The following is an 18,033-nucleotide window of genomic DNA, read 5'->3' as shown; positions in this document are numbered from 1 at the left end:
AATATACAAATGTCTTCGCTCCCCGGGCACCTTGCGACTGAGAAGGTGAAATATGGCCGTAGACCCACTGCAAAAGAACGTTTCGGTGTTCGATACACTGCAGCAACTCGGCCTTGCGTCCCTTGAAACCCAGAGTGTTTTTGCACCCCGGACCCGCGACAAGGAGGGGTTGACCGTCTATCGCGACACGGTTTCAGGTGTTGTCTACATCAATGATTACTATGTCGGTGACGAGACCTACGAAGGCGCTGAACACCGCAAGGATGACTTCTACAAGCGCATCGACTGGGACTTCGAATACCAGCAGGATCAGTACCGGCGTCTGGATGCCTACAAGCAGTTTTATACGGGCAAGACGGTTACCGAGTTTGGATGCTGGAAAGGGCTTTTCCTGAGAGAGGCAGCCAGTCGGGGTGCCGATGTCACGGGGATCGAGCTACACAAGGGTTACATTGAGGCGTTGGTTGCCGATGGCTATCGCTGCGTGGACAATCCAAACCAGATTTCTCCGGCAACGCAGGATGCGGTCTTTGCCTTTCATGTGCTGGAGCATCTTCCCGATCCGCTTTCCACCTTGCGAAACTTGCGAGCACTGCTGACGGACACCGGAACACTCGTTGTCGAGGTTCCGCATGCTTCCGATTTCCTGCTGTCCAATCTTCAGAACGAAGCTTTCAAGAATTTCACCCTCTGGAGCCAGCACCTTATTCTCCACACACGCGAAAGCCTGAGGCGCCTGCTTGTGGCTGCCGGCTTTTCGGATGTTCTGATTGAAGGGGTGCAGCGGTATCCGCTTTCCAACCATCTCGGCTGGCTTGCCAACGGCAAGCCCGGTGGCCACAAGTCAAGCCTGTCCGCACTGGAAACACCGGAACTCAGGTCGGCTTACGAGGCCGCGCTCCGCAAGATCGACGCGACCGATACGCTTGTTGCGATTGCCAAGAAGGCTCGCTAAGGCGGGGCGGCCAGTTCAACGGATGATCGCACTGCTTTGCCGCAGGTTCACTGGCAGTGCCTGCAAAGCTTTCTACAGGCCCAGCCGTTCATTCCGTTTGCCAGGATAACCGGCTGCCAGTTCTTCACGCATGACCTGAATGACCTGCGGTACCATCTCCACCGTCGGATGCGTCTCGTCGATGTAGATGTACTTCATGCTTGGATACCAGGGCGGATTGGCCTGGCCGAGCAACAGGGCGGGTTCCACCGGGCCGAAGCGCACGCAGGGAACACCCAGAATGCCCGCCATGTCCGCAACACTGGTGTTTGCCGAAACCACAACATCGCAAATGGCGGTCAGGTCGGCGGCCGCTATCAGGTCGTTGAAGAGATCGACGTCCGGGAAATAGGTGAACTTTCCTTCCGAGCGGGCCACCAGGAAGTCGAGCTCCTTTTGCAGGGCCATATACTGAAGATTGACGTAGATCGCGTCTTCAGCATCAAGGATCGGTGCAAAATCAGGCGCGGACAGGTAGTAGCGCGCGCGATATTTCTCCAGGTTCCGTGAGCGCCAGGAGACGCCGATAATCGGTTTCTTGTCGGCGTCCGGCAGCCTGCCGAGATATTCGCGGGCCTTTTCCTGGTTGAATTTGTAAACCGGGTAGGGGGCCTTCTTGAAGCTCTCGAAATCCCGCCGGAAATAGCGCGCAAGATCGACCATGTTGGCCGTTATGTCGTAATCCGCATCCTCCGGGGCCTGGTCGTCCTTTGGTGTGCCGGGCCTGACAAGGATCTCCGGAAACGAATTCTGGAAGAAGGGAACCGACTTCGCCGACACTTCGAGAATGAGCTTTTTCGCTCGCGCCTGGATGTCGAGAAACATCGTGCCGCACTTGAGCGCGTCACCAAGTCCCTGGTCGCCCCAAAGCAGCACCGTCTTGTCCGAGATATCCTCGCCTTCCCATTCCGGCTTTGGAAACTCACGTCGTTGGGAGGTTGCTTTCTTGTCTTCAAACCGGGCGGCGTGAATGTCCCAACCCGTTTCGAGGTTGCCCATCGACAGATAGGCGAGCGACAGGTTCCAGTCGAGGCCGGAAATCACGCCGCCAGGCGCTTCCTCCTTTGCCTTCTGCAGAATGTCGATGCTGTCCTGTCCGCGGCCGAGCATGAGGTAGTGAACCCCGAGCGTAACCTTGCAGTGATAGTTGCCCGGCGTGCCTCTGACGGCCTCTTCGGCGTATTTCAGGCCCTCGTGTGCCCTGGAGATCGAGAACAGGACGCGGGCCTTTTCGTGGAGCAGGAGCGGGTTGTCCTTGAAGCGCTCCAGGGCCTTGTCGATCGCCTCGAGCGAGGCGTCGAACTGTTTCAGTTCAAGGCGGCAACGGGCCTGTTCGATGCAGTTCTCGACGTTGTCCGGTGCGAGTATTTCCGCGCGTTTGAAGAAGGTGAGCGCTTCTTCAAATCGGTTGTTCTTGCGCAGAAGCAGGCCATAGTTCGTGTACACTTCACCATGGTTCGGATTGGAGACAAGCAGGCTCTTGAAGATCGCCTCCGCTTCTTCAACCCGTTGCAGTCCGGTCAGCGCGATTGCCTTGATGTTGAGTGCCTCGCGCTCCTTCGGGTTGAGCGACAGGGCTTTTTCCGAAACGGCGAGCATGCTTTCCGAATCCGTTCCGATGTCCATCATCGCTCGGGCGAGGTTGGCATAGAACGATGCCTGGTTCGGGTTCTGGGCAATCGCCTTCTGGATGTATTCAACGGCCTTTTTGGGAGATCCCAATTGCCTGTAGGTCACGCCAAGCAGATTGAGCGCATCCGGATTGGTCGGCGCCTTTTTCAGGACCAGCTTGTAGCAGCGCTGCGCCTTTTCGATCTCACCGGACTGGTGATAGGACAGCCCCTTGACGAGCTTTTCACGTAAAGGATTTGGAGCGGTTTGCGTGGCCATCTTCTATCTGCTCTTCGGGAATCACTTGAAGAACAATAGCAGGAAGGGGTCTCAAAGGCAGGCCGACAAGCCAAACTGTCCGGATTACCTTGGGGATTGAAGCTGAATTTCTTGCTCGATAGAGCTTATTGCCGGCGGAACTGCTGTGATTGAAATTGCTGGCGTTGGTATTGTTGTTGCTGGCCCCGCTGCGGCCGGTAGTCTTCGCGCTGGTATTGCTGGCGCTGATAGTAGGATCTGTTTTGCGGCAGGCCCAGTCGGCGTTGTCTTTCAAGTTGTAAAAGGCGAACTCTTTCTTCGCGCAATTGCTGAACGCGCTGCGCTTCTTCCAGTTCACGCCTTTCCTGTGCCAGTCGTTGTCGCTCGAGCTCCAGAATCAGCATCTGCTGCTGCAGAAGCGATTGATTGAGCCGCTGTTGCTCGTCGGTGAGCAGGGGGGCAGATGGCAGTTGGATGTTCTGCGAGGACTGCGCGCGAGCGACCGTTGCGGGCGCAAGGACCGCAAATAACAGGAGAATTGCCGCAGCTTTGTTGGTCGCAGAGCGAAACATGTCATCCATGCCCAGTGCCGGAGCCAGGGCTTTGCTGGCGGGCAGCACGAAACCGGATCACTTCCGGTTCGCCCGATCATCAGGATCCGCTCAACGGAACGGATCTGACCAATATACACGCTCACCTTTTGCAGGGCTGGTTTTCAGGGCAATTTGCCCAGATTTCTGGCAAGAGTTGCAATTGTGGTGAATCGCATCACGGCAAAGTAGTGAAAATTGCGGCAACCGGATCTGGATGTAAACAAAGGAAAATGGTGGGCGATACTGGGATTGAACCAGTGACCCCTCCCGTGTGAAGGGAGTGCTCTCCCGCTGAGCTAATCGCCCATGCCTTGGCGGCTGGTGGCGCGTATCTAGGGCAAATCAACTGCTTGTGCAACACCCTTTTTCTGGAGCCGACGTCTGTTGCTGGGACTCATCGGTTCTAGCTAATTGCCTTTTTGTGTTGATGCCACGCAAAGAGGTGACCCGCTCTCCCGGGCGAAGATGTTTGTCGTCTGACCGGTAATGTCTGGAATATCGGGGTGCCGTAATGTGGAACGGCTGCCAGTCGGCGTGGTCTTCAGTGCGGTGAGGTTTTGACCGAGCGGGCGGATCCTGAAGGCTGTCGTATCGCGTGACAGATTATGTCAGGAGCCGTTATCAGTCTTCGCGAAAAGGCCGTATTTAAAGCGGACGATCGTTTCTACTGACTGTTTTTTGGAGTGTTTTTAAATGATTGCACGCGTTTCTTCTCTCGCGCTCGTGGGGCTTTTCCTGCCTGCCGGGGCGTTTGGCGCCGACAATGGGCCCATTACCAGCATCACGCTGTCTTCGGGTGGTCTCGCCGAAGTGGTGCGCAAGGCGGATATTGACAGCAGCGGGCTGATCAACATGACGGTCCCACTCGAACAGGTGAACGATGTGCTGAAGAGCATTGTCGTGTTTGACGAGGCAGGCGTTGTCGAGGGCATTACTCTTCCCGGCCCGAACCCGCTGGCGGAAACCTTCAAGAACCTGCCGTTCACCGTTGAGGACCTGCAGTCGCCCGCACGCCTTCTGGCAAAACTGCAGGGAACCCGCGTGCGTCTGGAAAAGGCCGGGTCCACGGTCGAGGGTCTCGTTCTCGGCGTGTCGGTGCAGGATGACGGCGACAGGGGGCAGTCCTTTGTCATTTCGGTTCTCAGTGATGGTCGCATCACCGGAGTCGGCCTGTCCGCAGATACCGAAGTCACGTTTCTCGATGAAGACATTCAGCAGAAGGTTGCCAAGGCCTTGTCGGCCGTTGGCAACGGCAAGTCGGACGGCGCGCGAACCGTTGCCTTGAAAGTGGCAGGCGAGGGCGAACGTGAGGTCGCGGTTTCCTACGTCGTGCCGGCTCCCATCTGGAAGACGGCTTACCGCGTGGTGACGATGGCCGATGACAAGGCCCGGCTGCAGGCCTGGGCCGTACTTGAAAACGCCAGCGGCGAAGACTGGGACGATGTCAGGATAACCCTGTCCTCCGGCGCACCGGTAACGCTGAAACAGCGGCTCCACGATCTTTACTGGAAGCAACGGCAGGAAGTGCCGGTGGATGTGTCCAGCGGCTATGTGCCTCCTGTCGACATGGGGGCGGAACCGCAGTTTGATGTTGCCGAGAGCGAGGCCCGCATGCCGGGCGCGGCGCGTTCCAGCTTCATTGGCTCGGCGGTTGCGCCGGAAATGGTTCTCAACATGGCCGCTGCCAATGTCGGCGAGGTGAGCGAAGGCGCGGTCACCGCGTCCTTCACAATTCCATGGCCTGTCGACCTTGAAAGCGGGGAAACCCTGTCGGCACCGATCATCGACAAGGTCGTATCCGCCGAAACGGTTTCCGTATTCCAGCCGGAAAGCGGCCTGCAGCATCCCATTGCTGCAATCCTGATCAAGAACGAGACCGAAACCAGCCTGCCGCAGGGCATCCTGACGGTTTATGACGAAAAGGAAGGATATGTCGGCGACGCGCAGATCAGCGGCATGCCCTCGGGCGAAAGCCGCATGGCAAGCTTTGCGACCGACAAGAAGGTCAGGATTGCACAGTCAACATCTGCCGACAGCCAGATCGTCTCGATCAAGGTCAATGACGGGGTTCTGAACGCGATGGTGCGCGAGCGATCCTCGACGCAATACGCGATCAAGGGAGCCCCGGACGGCGACCGCACGATCGTCATCGAGCATGCCAAACGTCCCGGGTGGCAGTTTTCCTCCGAACAGGAATTGGACAGCACCGCAACGCACCACCGTTTGAAGGTGGAAGTGCCTGCGGGAACAACGGAAACGGTTTCCGCCCTGCAGGAGCGGACCTTGTCGGAGACCTATTCACTGATCTCCACCGATGCGAACCAGCTGCTTTATCTCTCCAGGCGCTCGCCGGACAAGGAAACCGCTGCAAAGCTGAAGGAACTGTCGGAGCTGCAGAACGAGATCGCGCAGATCGAGCGCCAGATCCAGCGCTTGCGGCTGGAAAAGGATGAGGAGAGCCGGGACCAGGAACGCCACCGGGCCAACCTGGCGGCTCTTGAGCCGGGTGCCGATCTCTACAAGCGTGCCGCCCGCAAGCTGGAGGAAAGCGAAACCCGGATCGAGGATGTCGATACGGAAATCGCGGCACTATCCGTGCGCCGGGAAGAAATCCGTGAAACCCTGGGCGATGCCATCAGGACGTTCTGATGTCTGACAGAACCAGCCTCAGGACTTGAGCGAAGCGATTGCACCAGCCAGCTCGTCGAAATGCGAAATGACCCGGTCCGGGGAAAGATCCCGGACCGGCACGACCGTATAGCCGAAATCGACCGCGATGACCGGAATGCCGGCGTTACGGGCGGCATCGATGTCGGTGCCGCTGTCACCGATCATGATGGAGCCGCCGATTTCTCCACCCGCCCGGTGGATGGCACCATGCACGGGTTCGGCATGCGGCTTGGCCACGGAAAACGTATCGCCGCCGACGACGGCGTCGAAATGCCTGGCGAGATCGAGTGTAGCCAACAGCGGATGCGTCAGCCGCTCGGCCTTGTTGGTGCAGACCGCCAGTTTCCATCCGTCTTTTCGGAAGTTTTCCAGCGCCGCGACAACGCCGTCGAACGGTTTGGTGTGAACCGCGATATTGGCGGCATAATGCTCCAGAAAATGTACATAGAGCGGCGCCACGGTTTCATCGGTCCAGGAAATGCCGTTGAATTCCAGGCCGCGCTGGATCAGCACCTTTGCACCGAGGCCGACCATGTTGGCGACGTTGTCCTGGGGAATGGCCGAATGTCCTGCGGAGGTCATGACGACGTTCAAGGTGGCGACGAGATCTTCCATGGACGACACCAGCGTGCCATCCAGATCGAAAACCAGAACGGACATGAGACCCTCTGAAATGCAGGAGCGGGACGGCAAGAACGCATTCATGCTGTAAGGCATGATTGCGGGCAGGTAAACCGGCCCCGGAATGTGGGAAAGGCCTGCATTCACCCGAACGCAGGCCGCCTTCAATGCCTAGCTGCATAGCCGCTCCGCCGCAAGGGGGGATCGGCTCCGCCGGTTGGTTCTAGAGTTTGTACGCGGTCCGGAAGCCACCCCAGTGACGGCCCTGAACGATGATCGGCGCGTCGATCTCCTTCATCCAGACGATATTGCCGCCGCCCATGTCCCGGGCATAGGACTGGATCAGGAAGGGGCGCGTGTTGCGCGCCGCGCTGAGGCCGGCCCGGTCATCGAAGATGCGCTTGTTGCGGCAGTTGGCCGTGTTCCAGGCAACATCATCCGGTTTTTGCGGCTTCGAGTAGATCAGATTGTGTACCGGCAGATAGCCGTTGCGATCGACCGAGGCACAAAAGGCCATACCCTTGCATTTGCCGAGGATTTCTTCCTGGATCGTTGGCAGGATCTTTTCCAGATGAGCCAACGCGCGCGTCGACACTTGCGGCGGGTTGGTGCCGGCTATGTGCTGGTAATTGGTATCGAACAGGTCGTCCATGGTCAGCTGGTGCTGCGCGATAAGATGTTCCATCGCGTTGGAAATGCGTGAAGCCCCAGTCTGGACGCGTTCCACTTCGGCAGCGTGGCTTTCATGAATGGATGCGATCTTGCGCTCCAGGGCCGCCTGAAACCCGGCATCCTTGTTGACGAAGCAACCGTGGCAACCATGTTCGGAGACGGCGACGATGCGGACTTCCACCTGGCCGATCCCGGTGAGATCAAGACGGGCATTCATGCCCTGTTTCAGGTTGGAGCCACCTTCGGGCCGGAACAGCGTGCCGCCTTCCGAAATATCGTGGGTCTCGATCTGTGCGGATGTTCCCCCTGCTGTCACCGATCCGGAAATCTTGATCGGCAATCGGTCGTGCTGACGACGATCGCCGATTTCGGTCTGCCGGATCATCATGGTGAAGCGGGACTGCAGCGCTTTGGAAGCCGTGCTCATTTCCGCACCGGTTTCGCGCGCCAGCATGCCACCTTCTTCTGCTGCCGCAGCAGACTCCGTGATCGTCTGCGCGGTGCGCAGCACTTCCTGAACGAAGTCCGCCGTCTGCTGTGCCTGGTCACCGATCCGGTTCGTGGTCTCTACCTGGGTCTGAACCGCATCTTCGACCGCGGCAAAGCTGGGCCGTATCCTGCCGATAACATCGATGATCTGGTTGACCGAGCCAAGGCTGAGTTCCGCTGACTGGTTGAGGCGGTCGATGTTGGCGACGATCTGTTCTGTTGCCGACTGGGTTTCCACCGACAACGCCTTCACCTCGCTCGCGACAACGGAAAAGCCACGACCGGCTTCGCCTGCACGGGCGGCCTCGATAGTGGCGTTCAGGGCCAGCAGGTTGGTTTGCTTGGCAATGTCCGAAATCAGGCTGACGACATTGGCAATGTCATCGATCGCGTTCTTGAGCTCCAGAACACCCTGGTTGACCTGGGCCGCGACGTCGCGCGCCTCTTGTGCCAACTGGTTGGACACACCGACCTGCTGTCCGATTTCGCTGCTGGAGGTGGTGAGATCCTGAATGGACGTGGCCAGTCCCGAAGCGTTCTCATTGGCAACGGCCGATTGGTCCGCAAGCGACTGACTGTCGCTGCGGATGGTCTCCAGCTTGTCCATCTGACTGACGAGCCGGTCCTGCACCTTCTCCGCCGCGGCGTTGATGGTCTTGGCCGCGACTTGCAGATCGTCTTCCAGGCTGTCCAGTACGAAGCTCATCTGGCTGGCTGCCAGCTGCGCTTCCGGCTGGTTTCCGGAAGTATTGTCAGTTTCCTCAGGGGCAGGTATCTTGTTGTTTAAATTATTGTATTCGTCTTTCTGCCTTGGTCTAAGTCGAAGAATGTTCATTTGATTCTGTGCTTTCCAAACCCTAGACAATTGAAAGCATTATCTATTGTTGGTCTGAAATGATGGTTAATAAACCGCGGATATGGGCGCTATGGCGGTGTTTCCCCGTTGAAGAGGGGGAATGTCACTGGACCGGCGGACGCCGGCCATGTTAAGCACCCGGCGGCCGGATGGAGATGATTGCTTGGTCTTCTCCGCCGACAGGTTGGCCCTAGGAACGGTAAATGAGCGACCAGTACAAGAAACTGGCGGCGGAGCGCGCTGCCGACGATGTCACATCCGGAATGCGTCTTGGAATTGGGACCGGTTCGACCGCGGAATTCTTCGTCCATGCACTTGCCCGTCGGGTACAGGATGGCCTGGACGTTATCGGTGTGCCAACTTCGGAGCGCACGCGGGAACTTGCGTCGAGCCTCGGCATTCGCCTGACCACGCTTGATGAATTGCCGGAACTTGACCTGACCGTCGACGGAGCCGATGAACTGGACCCGCACCTGTCGCTCATCAAGGGTGGTGGAGGAGCCTTGCTGCGCGAGAAGATCGTGGCATCAGCGTCGGCCAACATGATCGTCATTGCAGACGGCAGCAAGGAAGTTGCGACGCTTGGCCGCTTTCCCCTGCCGATCGAAGTCGTTCCCTTCGGTCTGGAAGCAACGCGGCGCGCGATCCTGAAAGTGTTTGGGGATCTTGGACTGCCGTTGAACATGGCTTTGCGCGGCGGATCGGCTCAGCCTTTCGTCACGGATGGAGGGCACTTCATCCTGGATGCGCAGCTTGAAAGCATACCCGAGGTCCAGACCCTGGGCGACCGGCTGGTTGCCATCCCGGGGGTTGTCGAACACGGCCTCTTCATTGAACTTGCAACAAAAGCTTACGTGGCCGGCACAGATGGGGTAAAGACCGTCTTGCCCATCTAAGTGGTGTGGATTTGGCTTTCCAGACTAAAGATGAAAGCCGCCTAGGAGTAGAAAAATGAAGCTTATCAAATCTTTCCCGCGGGCAGCTGTATTGGGCGCAGCCATGATGGCCGCTGGTTTTGTCGCCTCGGGCGCAGCCGCACAGGATGCCGTTTCTGAAAGCCACCTTGCCGCAGCCAAGCAGGTTGCCGTTGTGACCAAGGTTCTGGAACCGTTTGACGATATTCTTCCGATCCTTGCTGAACAGACCCGGACGGCTTTCATTCAGTCCGACCCGACCCGTGCGGAAGAAATCGCCGAAGTCGTTCAGAATGTCGCGCTGACGCTGGCGCCGAAGCGGACCGAGCTCAACAATCTGGTTTACAAGGCCTGGGCAGACGCCTTCACCGAAGAAGAGCTGAACCAGCTTGCTGAATTCTACAGCACCGAACTCGGCCAGAAGCTGACCGAAAAGATCCCGACCATCACGCAGTATTCCGTTGGTGCTGCCCGTGAATGGCAGGACAAGGTTTCCACCGAAATGGTGACCATGGTTCAGGAAGAACTGGCCAAGCTGAACGCAGCTCAGTAAGGGCAGGGCTCCCGCGTCGGCCATGCCGATGGCAGGGAACACGCCTTTCACACGAATAAGTGAGGCCGGGGTCATGTCCGGCTTTCGGGCCGCGCAAGCGGCCCAATTCTTTTGGAAATGGCCCGTTTTGGCTGTCCCTGATGGCCTGGCCCGACCGGGCATCCGGACTTGTACCGCAGCTTCGGTTGCCTATCTGCGGGGCTGGCAAGGCTCTGCCGGACGGCAGCCGGCGGACTTTTGATCACGATGAGGCACTGATGACCGACTACGATTACGATCTCTTTGTTATTGGCGGCGGCTCCGGCGGCGTACGCGCTGCCAGAATTGCCGCGACACACGGCGCCCGGGTCGGTATCGCCGAGGAGTACCGTTACGGCGGTACCTGCGTCATTCGCGGCTGTGTGCCCAAGAAGCTGTTTGTCTACGCCTCGAAGTTTTCCGAAGAATTCGAAGATGCGGAAGGCTTTGGCTGGACGGTCGGCGAACGCGCCTTCTCGTGGGACAAGCTTGTTGCGGCAAAGGATCAGGAGATCACCCGCCTCGAAGGGATCTACCGGCGCAATCTCGAGCGGACCGACGTGGAAGTCCACGACAGCCGCGCGGTGATTGAAGATGCCCACACCGTCCGCCTGCTGTCCACCGGTCAGACCTTGAGCGCGAAATATATTCTCGTGGCCGTCGGCGCGTCTCCGAACGTGGACGAAGGTCTGCCGGGCGGCGAGCATGTGATCACCTCGAACGAAGCCTTTCACCTTGCCGAACTGCCGAGCAAGATCGTGGTTGCCGGTGGTGGTTACATCGCGGTCGAGTTTGCCGGTATCTTCAACGGGCTGGGGGTCGATACGACGCTGATCTATCGCGGAGAGGAAATTCTGCGCGGCTTCGACGGTGAGCTTCGGACCGCGGTTCGCCAGGAAATGGAGAAGAAGGGCATCAAGGTGGTGCTCAACGACACGTTCTCCAGGATCGAGAAGGCGGCAGACGGCACTCTGACAGGCCACACCAAGGGTGGGCTTGCGTTGGAAGCAGGTCAGATCATGTTCGCCATCGGCCGCAACCCGCATACCCGTGACCTCGGTCTTGAGAAGGCCGGTGTCGAGATGGATGCGGCGGGTGCGATCAAGGTAGGTGCGGACTCCCGCACCAATGTGGCATCCATCTATGCCGTTGGCGACGTCACCAACCGGGCCAACCTGACGCCGGTTGCAATCCGGGAAGGCCATGCCTTTGCAGACACGGTCTTCGGCAACAAGCCCTGGACGGTCGACCACAGCCTGATTGCCACTGCCGTGTTCTCGCAGCCGGAAATGGGTACAGTCGGTCTTACACAGGAAGAAGCACTGCAGCGTACGCCCAATCTGGATATCTACAAGTCCAGCTTCCGTCCGATGAAGCACACCTTGTCGGGCCGCGATGAAAAGATGCTCATGAAAATGATCGTCGATGCAGACACGCAGAAAGTACTCGGTGTCCACATCATGGGACCGGACGCCGGCGAACTGGCTCAGATCCTCGGCATCACCTTGCAGATGGGCGCGACCAAGGCCGACTTCGACAGGACGATCGCCGTTCATCCGACCGCTGCTGAAGAACTCGTCACGATGCGTGAACCGACCGAGTGTCTGCGCGGGTAGTTCGGCGGCAATTCAGAAAGTCAGGAGCCTCTGCGGGGTAACTTGTCCCGCAGCGGTTTCATTCTGCAGGCCCTGACGCTGCCCGCCGCAGCGGCTCGTCTTCAGGGTCAGTCAACACGCCGTCTGGTCCGACTTCCAGATCGAGTGAATCGGAATAGAAGGAATACCGGCCCCGGCCGAGTTTCTTCGACTGGTATAGCGCGGCGTCCGAACGGGTGACGAGTTGTTCGGAAGTCGTTCCGTCCTCCGGGGCGATCGCAATGCCGACACTAAGACCGATCTGCGCAATATCGCCACTTGAGATCGGTACGGGCAATTCGCCGGCAGCAACAAGGGCCCGGCAAAGTGTGTTCAAGGTTTCCCGCACAACAGTGCCACGATAGATCACCATGAATTCGTCGCCGCCGATACGGCAAACCAGACCGGGTTTGCCGACGGCTTTGCTCAGGCGCTCCGCCATGGTCTTGATGACGATATCGCCCGCGGCATGTCCGAAGGTGTCGTTCACCGCCTTGAACTTGTCCAGATCGCAGTGAATGACGGCAAAGGGCTTGTCCGGCAGGGTTTTGACCGAGGATTCCAGGACACGGTTGAACTGCAGGCGGTTAGCGAGCCCCGTTAACGTATCGTGCAGAGCCAGGTACCTGTTCTGGTGTTCGCTCGCCTGAAGGGATGTGGTCAGCTGGCCGATCCGCCAGGCAATGCCGAAGGCGAGGGCGCCAAGGGCAACACTCAGAACCACGATGACAGGGACGATGGTTGGCCAGATGGATTCGCCGACGGTCTGGCTGTCCCAGCGAAAGGTTCCGAGCGGGTCGTCATTCTGATCCTTGACAAGATGGCGCGGCCCTTTGCCGGGCACGCCTGCATCTTCCTCAAAGCCGAAATTGGCGAAATTCAGCTGCGCGTTGAGCTGGCCGAGCAGATAGGCGTCAACGTAATGGGCTGACAGCAGCACGGTGGGAGGCCCGTCGGGCAAAGTCTCTTCATAGTCGTCCGGAATGATCGGCATCGCGCCGAATATGGCCGGTTTGCCGTCGATATGGACAAAACCCATGACGGCATATTCCCCGGGATCTGCTCCTTGCAGGGACTTGTGACCGAAACCGCCAGGCACCCGCACGCGGTTTTGCAGGTACAGCGCCTTCAGTTTTTCATGAACAATTTCAAGCTCCGGCGTTTCGGAGACGGGACGCCGGATGATGTGAGTATAGTCTGCGAAGGATTCAGCCAGAACGTCCCCGTTTCCGGAGATCAGCATTACCTTGCTGTGGCGATAGGTTGACCACAGGGTGTCGAAGCTGCTTCGAACGTAGTCGGGATCGAAATTGCGCACCAGCTTGCGCACCGACTGGTCCGACGACGCGATGCCGATCTGCTCGCGAACGATGGTGCGAAGGTGATCTGCCAGCGTGCTCTGGAACAGACGTTCCTCGTTGGCGATGGCCTGCTGCCGGGAAGCTTGAGAGGCAACGAAACCGACGAACAGCAACGAAACGGACGTAACAGCAATCAGCAATCCGGCAAGCAGAAACGCCAGCCGGGAAATATGCTGCCGGGGAATTTTCGCGGCCTGGTCGCTATATCTACGCCTAAACTCGGTCAAATTGAGATCCCGATTGGGTCTTTGTTTGTTATTCTGAATTCTTGCCACTAAAGAGTAAAGTGATTGTATCAACGAATACCTTAACAGGATGTGGGAGTATTAAAAAACTCAGGAGTTTTCGTGAGGTGCATCCTCGAAGGACTCTGCCTTTTATAGTATTAATGACAATGTAATTTGCCGCTTTCGGCAGTGCCCGCTAGCGTGACGCCGGAATTGCTTGCAGATCCATCTGCTTGCGGGCCTTGGCAGCCTCGAGACTGTGCGGGCCCGCAAATTCATAAGCATTGCGGCCCTTATCCTTCGCCCGGTAAAGCGCCATGTCGGCCATGCGGATCAGATCTTTCTCGCTCGTGCCGGACTCTGGCGCGCTGGCAATGCCGATGCTGACACCGATGTCGACCTGTTGACCTCCACCAATGTCTATCGGCTCGGCAATCGACCGGCGGATTTCGTCGGCCAGTGCTGCAAGCCTGTCCCTGTCTGTATGCTTGGTGAAGAGGACAATGAATTCGTCTCCTCCAATCCGGCTGACGACACCATCCTTGCCGACCAGAAGCCGCATTCTGTCGGCGACAGTACAGATGACCCGGTCACCGGCTTCATGCCCATATGTGTCGTTCACCGGTTTGAAGCGGTCGAGATCACAGGCAAATATCGCAAATCCACGATCCGGCAGGCCATCCAGCGAGAAAGTGAGGCAGTCGGAAAAATGATGCCGGTTCGGCAGCCCTGTCAGAGCGTCGTGTCGCGCAAAGTGGCGGTTCTTCCGTTCGCTTTCTTCAAGCGATGCCGACAGACGGCTGATCTTAGTTGCAAGCGCGAAGGCGACGATTGCGATGATGGACGCCAACAGGATGATCAGCGGCAGGGCCATGATCCAGATTTCGCGACCCGGTTTGGAATGGTCCCATTTGAAATAGCCGAACGTGGACCCGTCTGCCGCCTGTACAAGGTAATTCGTTGGGTGTTTGCGTTCAGGTTCACCGGGGAAAAACCGGAAATCCCTGTAGCCGAGTTGTTCGTTCAGTCCGGTCAGCCAGTCCTGATCTATGTAGACGGCATTGACCAGGATTGCCGGATAGTCGCCCACCAGCCGGACATGACCTTCATCGGGTAGAACCGGGATGGCGCTGAGGAATGCTCGGGATCCGTCGATCTGGGCAAAGGCGGATTGAGACGTTTCCAGCAAGGCGGACTGAGGCATGTACCATTCGGCAAAAACGGAGTTGGAACCGTCCTGCCGCTTCCGGAAAGCCGCAGCCGTTTGTTCGGCAAGCTTCCGAACAAGATTTTCGGCCGGCAATTGCCGATTTTCAATCAGGACATCGTCCCTGATTGCCTGCGCGATCAAGGTCCCGTCCGGCATCACGACGAAAGTCCGGTCGAGGTTGAAATCTTCCCAAAGGTCGCCGATCAGTTCGTCTTCGATGAACTCGCGGTCCAAGGGGGCCTGAAGGGCGTTGAACGTATCGTCCCACTGAGCCATCGTCACCTGGTCTCGCGCGACCTGGCGGTGGATGTCCTTCAAGGTGTTGGTCAGGCGCATCTGCTCGGCTTCAAGAGCGCGCCTGTCGGCTTCGCCCCAGGCCATGTGGGCAATGAAGGTGAGGGAAGCGGTCGACAGGAAAATCACGAGCGCTGCAAGGCTGTAGATCCACACCGTGATCCGCTGGCCGGCTTCGGGAGCCTCCAGCCCTGGATGTGTTGCTTCAGATGTCTTTTTCTTCAAACGGAACAAGAAACCGCCATCCCCTCTTACCCGGATGCGACAGCTGTTTAGCCGAAGAACTTTAACACCGGGTGGGGGAGGCGCTTTTCTAGGGTGCTCACCTAGCGAAAACTACCGAGACACTTAACAAAGCGTTCAATTTCCTCTTCGCAATTGAACGCATGAACCGACGCCCGCACCACGGCATCAAGACCCCGGAGCGGCAAGTCGATCCGGGCTGAGCTGGCCTGGCTGACCGAAACGTTGATACCGGCTTGCCCGAGCCGTAGCTTGGTCTGTGCCGGGCTTTCACCGGCCAGCGAGAAGGTGACGATGCCGCCCTTGCGCTGGCCCTTGTCGTGAAGGGTTACCTCGGGAAGTGCAGATAGCTCAGACCGGAGCTGAGCGCCAAGCCCGCAGATCCTGTTGCCGATCCGCTCCATGCCGAAGCCGATGGCATAGCTGACGGCAACACCCAGGCCGATCTGCCCCGCGACATAGCGTTCCCAGGTTTCGAAACGGCGTGCGTGGGGAACAAGTTCATAACGATCCTCGTCGATCCACTCCGTTGCCTGAAGATCGACAAACGGCGGTTCTACCTGGTCAAGCACGGCGTCGCTGACGTAGAGAAATCCGGTGCCGCGCGGACCGCGCAGATATTTGCGCCCGGTGCCGGACAGGATATGGCAACCGATTTCGTCGACATTCAGCGGGATCTGCCCTGCGGACTGACACGCGTCGAGAAGATAAAGGACACCCGTTTGCTGCGCGATCTCTCCAACCTCTTCGGCAGGATTGATCAGTCCGGAAAAGGTCGGAACATGCGTAAGGGCGATGAGCCGCGTTTTCGGACCAATAGCGGCTTTCAGGGCCTTCAGGTCGATTTGCCCGAATTCATCGTCCTCGACAATATCGATCTCGATCCCCTTGCGGCGTTTCATCTGCAGCAGGGCAACGTAGTTGGAGACGTATTCGGCACGGCCGGTGACAACCCGGTCTCCTTCGCGGAAGTCGATGCCGTAAAAAGCCATGTCCCAGGCCCGGGTGGCATTTTCGATATAGGCTATTTCCTGCGGTTTGCTGCCGATCAAAGCTGCCAGAGACGTATAAAAGGTGTCCATTGCGGTCTTGGCGGCCGCTGCGGCTTCATATCCGCCGAGGGTCGCTTCAAGATCGAGATGCTGCTTAATTGCTTCAAGAACAGGAGTTGGGGCCAGCCCCGTTCCCGCATTGTTAAAGTGAATGAGCTGACGTACACCCGGAGTATCGTCCCTCATGAGGTCGATATCCTGCTGGGTAAGAGACGGAACGATCATGACACCCTCGGAAACAATCTAAGAAAAACATACAAGCACTAGACAAGCACCAGATGACGATCACATATTTTGGTTATGGTTCCCTAGTCAATATTGACACTATTCCCGCCGGCGTTGAAGTGACGCCCGGAACCCTTCACGGTTGGGTGCGGGAATGGAAAGTGTGCGGCGAGAGCCCGGACGGCCAGGGGCGCTGCGCCCTGACTGTACGGGAAAAGGAAGGATCACGCATCATGGGGGTGATGGCGCGTGAACCCAAGACCCGCCTTGCCGAGCTGGAACTGCGCGAGAAACGATACCTGAAGGTCGAAGCTGTCGGCGGCGCATTTCGTTGCGACGCGTCCATGCGGCCGGGGCCTGACGAACTGTTTCTATTCAGGGCTGCGCCCGAACATTGTCGCTGGGGCACGGACAAACATCCGATCCTGCAAAGTTACCTGGATTGCGTTCTCGCCGGGTTCTACCGTTTCTGGGGCGAAGCAGGGATCGATCATTTTCTGGAAACGACTGAAGGCTGGCATGTGCCAGTACTGCCGGACCGTGCAAATCCTCTCTATCCGCGCAAGATTGTGCTCGATCCGGAAGTGGCGAAGCTGATCGACAGCAAGTTGAAAGACCTCGGGATCAACTTTCTTTCCCCGGCCACTTAGGCATTATCGTACCGTCAGCCGAGCAGCGTTTGCAGGCCGTATCCGACCGCAAAGGCGATGCCCGCGGCCAGGGTGCCGATTGCGCTTGTTTCCAGCCCGCAGGAAAACCAATGCCGCTGCGACCAGCGCGCCCTCAGGGAGCCGATGGTAAAAAAGGCGAGTATCGTGAGGATTGTCGCGGTTTCTGCACTGGCTGGCACCGGAATGACGAACGGCAGCAGTGGGATCGAGCCGAACAGAACGAAGGCGGCGAAGGTGTAAAGCGCTGCCTTCATTGGCGATCGCGCCGTGTTCGACAGACCGTATTCGGCCTGCATCATGGTTTCGATCCAGATGGATTTGTTGGAGGAAACCAACTCGACCAGGGTTTCCAGGTCTGGTCCGTCATAGCCCTTGGCGCGGAAAATCTGCCGGATTTCCTCCCGTTCGCCATCTGGCGCCACGGCGATGTGCTTTTCCTCGACCGCCTTGAGGCGCGCATAATCCTCGATTTCGGATTTGGAACCGGTGTAGTTGGCTGCCGCCATGGAAAACCCGTCGGCAAACAGGTTGGCAGCTCCCAGGATGAGGATAATCGTCGGAGAGAGGTCCGCGCCGACAGACCCTGCAACAATGGCAAAGGTGGTGACGGCGCCGTCTATGCCGCCATAGACCCAGTCTCTCAGGTAGCTTGCATCCGGTCCCGAAGCGAGCCGGTTCGCGATGTCATCGGGCCTGTGGCTATGCTCCAGACGAGGTGTTGGCATGAGGTCATCCTGTATGATTTCACACACGATGCCCCCATGGATCACCACCCGCAATGATCCGCCTCAAAGGCAAGGATTTCGTGTCCAGGCAGAAGTGGCGAAAATGATCCTTAAAACAGGGTATATTTTGGGGGATTGCCCT

At 58.0% G+C, this 18,033-nt stretch carries 14 protein-coding genes and 1 tRNA gene; 6 read left to right on the top strand and 9 right to left on the bottom strand.

What is annotated here, in order from left to right; translation table 11 throughout:
- The first annotated feature begins 52 nt into the window (after positions 1–52).
- A complete protein-coding gene (locus tag HCG46_RS19475; RefSeq protein WP_168687124.1) occupies positions 53–955 on the top strand; it encodes a class I SAM-dependent methyltransferase in 903 nt (300 codons plus the stop codon).
- 72 nt (positions 956–1,027) lie between these two features.
- Here the strand turns inward: HCG46_RS19475 and HCG46_RS19470 are convergent, their stop codons facing one another.
- The 3 genes from HCG46_RS19470 to HCG46_RS19460 form a co-directional block, all read right to left on the bottom strand.
- Positions 1,028–2,884 (bottom strand): tetratricopeptide repeat protein, encoded by a 1,857-nt coding sequence (locus tag HCG46_RS19470; RefSeq protein ID WP_168687123.1) that lies wholly within the window; start codon positions 2,882–2,884, stop codon positions 1,028–1,030.
- A 125-nt stretch (positions 2,885–3,009) separates the two neighbouring features.
- Entirely contained in the window at positions 3,010–3,483 is a 474-nt protein-coding gene (locus HCG46_RS19465; RefSeq protein ID WP_168687122.1) for a hypothetical protein, read from the bottom strand.
- A 204-nt stretch (positions 3,484–3,687) separates the two neighbouring features.
- Positions 3,688–3,762, bottom strand: a tRNA-Val gene (locus HCG46_RS19460).
- 387 nt (positions 3,763–4,149) lie between these two features.
- On the opposite strand from HCG46_RS19460, the gene HCG46_RS19455 reads away from it, so the two are divergent.
- Entirely contained in the window at positions 4,150–6,105 is a 1,956-nt protein-coding gene (locus tag HCG46_RS19455) for a DUF4139 domain-containing protein (RefSeq protein WP_168687121.1), read from the top strand.
- Between the two features lie 18 nt (positions 6,106–6,123).
- Here the strand turns inward: HCG46_RS19455 and HCG46_RS19450 are convergent, their stop codons facing one another.
- On the bottom strand, positions 6,124–6,786 hold the full coding sequence (locus tag HCG46_RS19450; RefSeq protein WP_055656436.1) for an HAD hydrolase-like protein: 663 nt from the start codon (positions 6,784–6,786) through the stop codon (positions 6,124–6,126).
- 184 nt (positions 6,787–6,970) lie between these two features.
- Positions 6,971–8,614: a methyl-accepting chemotaxis protein gene (locus HCG46_RS19445; RefSeq protein ID WP_209009532.1), complete on the bottom strand. Its 1,644-nt coding sequence runs from the start codon at positions 8,612–8,614 to the stop codon at positions 6,971–6,973.
- 353 nt (positions 8,615–8,967) lie between these two features.
- On the opposite strand from HCG46_RS19445, the gene rpiA reads away from it, so the two are divergent.
- The 3 genes from rpiA to gor all read left to right on the top strand — a co-directional run bounded on the left by rpiA (position 8,968) and on the right by gor (position 11,865).
- Positions 8,968–9,660: a ribose-5-phosphate isomerase RpiA gene (gene rpiA / locus HCG46_RS19440; protein WP_023003895.1), complete on the top strand. Its 693-nt coding sequence runs from the start codon at positions 8,968–8,970 to the stop codon at positions 9,658–9,660.
- Positions 9,661–9,715: 55 nt separating this feature from the next.
- Positions 9,716–10,231, top strand: coding sequence for a DUF2059 domain-containing protein (locus tag HCG46_RS19435; RefSeq protein WP_031270696.1), 516 nt, complete (start codon positions 9,716–9,718; stop codon positions 10,229–10,231).
- 257 nt (positions 10,232–10,488) lie between these two features.
- Entirely contained in the window at positions 10,489–11,865 is a 1,377-nt protein-coding gene (gene gor / locus HCG46_RS19430) for a glutathione-disulfide reductase (RefSeq protein ID WP_168687119.1), read from the top strand.
- 58 nt (positions 11,866–11,923) lie between these two features.
- Here gor and HCG46_RS19425 read toward each other — a convergent pair whose 3' ends face one another.
- The 3 genes from HCG46_RS19425 to HCG46_RS19415 all read right to left on the bottom strand — a co-directional run bounded on the left by HCG46_RS19425 (position 11,924) and on the right by HCG46_RS19415 (position 16,495).
- Entirely contained in the window at positions 11,924–13,471 is a 1,548-nt protein-coding gene (locus HCG46_RS19425) for a diguanylate cyclase (RefSeq protein ID WP_209009531.1), read from the bottom strand.
- A gap of 196 nt (positions 13,472–13,667) precedes the next feature.
- Positions 13,668–15,209, bottom strand: coding sequence for a diguanylate cyclase (locus HCG46_RS19420; protein ID WP_168687118.1), 1,542 nt, complete (start codon positions 15,207–15,209; stop codon positions 13,668–13,670).
- 92 nt (positions 15,210–15,301) lie between these two features.
- A complete protein-coding gene (locus tag HCG46_RS19415) occupies positions 15,302–16,495 on the bottom strand; it encodes an aminotransferase class V-fold PLP-dependent enzyme (RefSeq protein ID WP_168687117.1) in 1,194 nt (397 codons plus the stop codon).
- 53 nt (positions 16,496–16,548) lie between these two features.
- Here HCG46_RS19415 and HCG46_RS19410 point away from each other — a divergent pair, with 53 nt between their 5' ends.
- Positions 16,549–17,145 carry a hypothetical protein gene (locus HCG46_RS19410; RefSeq protein WP_023003901.1) on the top strand — a complete coding sequence of 199 codons (597 nt, stop codon included), beginning with the start codon at positions 16,549–16,551 and terminating at the stop codon, positions 17,143–17,145.
- A 14-nt stretch (positions 17,146–17,159) separates the two neighbouring features.
- On the opposite strand, the gene HCG46_RS19405 is transcribed toward HCG46_RS19410, so the two are convergent.
- Positions 17,160–17,891: a VIT1/CCC1 transporter family protein gene (locus tag HCG46_RS19405; RefSeq protein ID WP_168687116.1), complete on the bottom strand. Its 732-nt coding sequence runs from the start codon at positions 17,889–17,891 to the stop codon at positions 17,160–17,162.
- Positions 17,892–18,033: the final 142 nt, after the last annotated feature.

This window comes from Labrenzia sp. PO1 (assembly GCF_012273635.1).
GTDB classification, from domain to species: domain Bacteria; phylum Pseudomonadota; class Alphaproteobacteria; order Rhizobiales; family Stappiaceae; genus Roseibium; species Roseibium algicola.
Note: the sequence above shows the minus strand (reverse complement) of the source record. Positions and strands in the feature narration are given on the sequence as shown.

Excerpts from the sequence above, each read along its gene's own strand:
- HCG46_RS19450 (WP_055656436.1), bottom strand. The coding sequence starts at position 6,786 with ATGTCCGTTCTGGTTTTCGATCTGGATGGCACGCTGGTGTCGTCCATG.
- HCG46_RS19475 (WP_168687124.1), top strand. The coding sequence starts at position 53 with ATGGCCGTAGACCCACTGCAAAAGAACGTTTCGGTGTTCGATACACTG.
- HCG46_RS19415 (WP_168687117.1), bottom strand. The coding sequence starts at position 16,495 with ATGATCGTTCCGTCTCTTACCCAGCAGGATATCGACCTCATGAGGGAC.
- HCG46_RS19470 (WP_168687123.1), bottom strand. The coding sequence starts at position 2,884 with ATGGCCACGCAAACCGCTCCAAATCCTTTACGTGAAAAGCTCGTCAAG.
- gor (WP_168687119.1), top strand. The coding sequence starts at position 10,489 with ATGACCGACTACGATTACGATCTCTTTGTTATTGGCGGCGGCTCCGGC.
- HCG46_RS19445 (WP_209009532.1), bottom strand. The coding sequence starts at position 8,614 with ATGAGCTTCGTACTGGACAGCCTGGAAGACGATCTGCAAGTCGCGGCC.
- rpiA (WP_023003895.1), top strand. The coding sequence starts at position 8,968 with ATGAGCGACCAGTACAAGAAACTGGCGGCGGAGCGCGCTGCCGACGAT.
- HCG46_RS19455 (WP_168687121.1), top strand. The coding sequence starts at position 4,150 with ATGATTGCACGCGTTTCTTCTCTCGCGCTCGTGGGGCTTTTCCTGCCT.
- HCG46_RS19405 (WP_168687116.1), bottom strand. The coding sequence starts at position 17,891 with ATGCCAACACCTCGTCTGGAGCATAGCCACAGGCCCGATGACATCGCG.
- HCG46_RS19435 (WP_031270696.1), top strand. The coding sequence starts at position 9,716 with ATGAAGCTTATCAAATCTTTCCCGCGGGCAGCTGTATTGGGCGCAGCC.
- HCG46_RS19410 (WP_023003901.1), top strand. The coding sequence starts at position 16,549 with ATGACGATCACATATTTTGGTTATGGTTCCCTAGTCAATATTGACACT.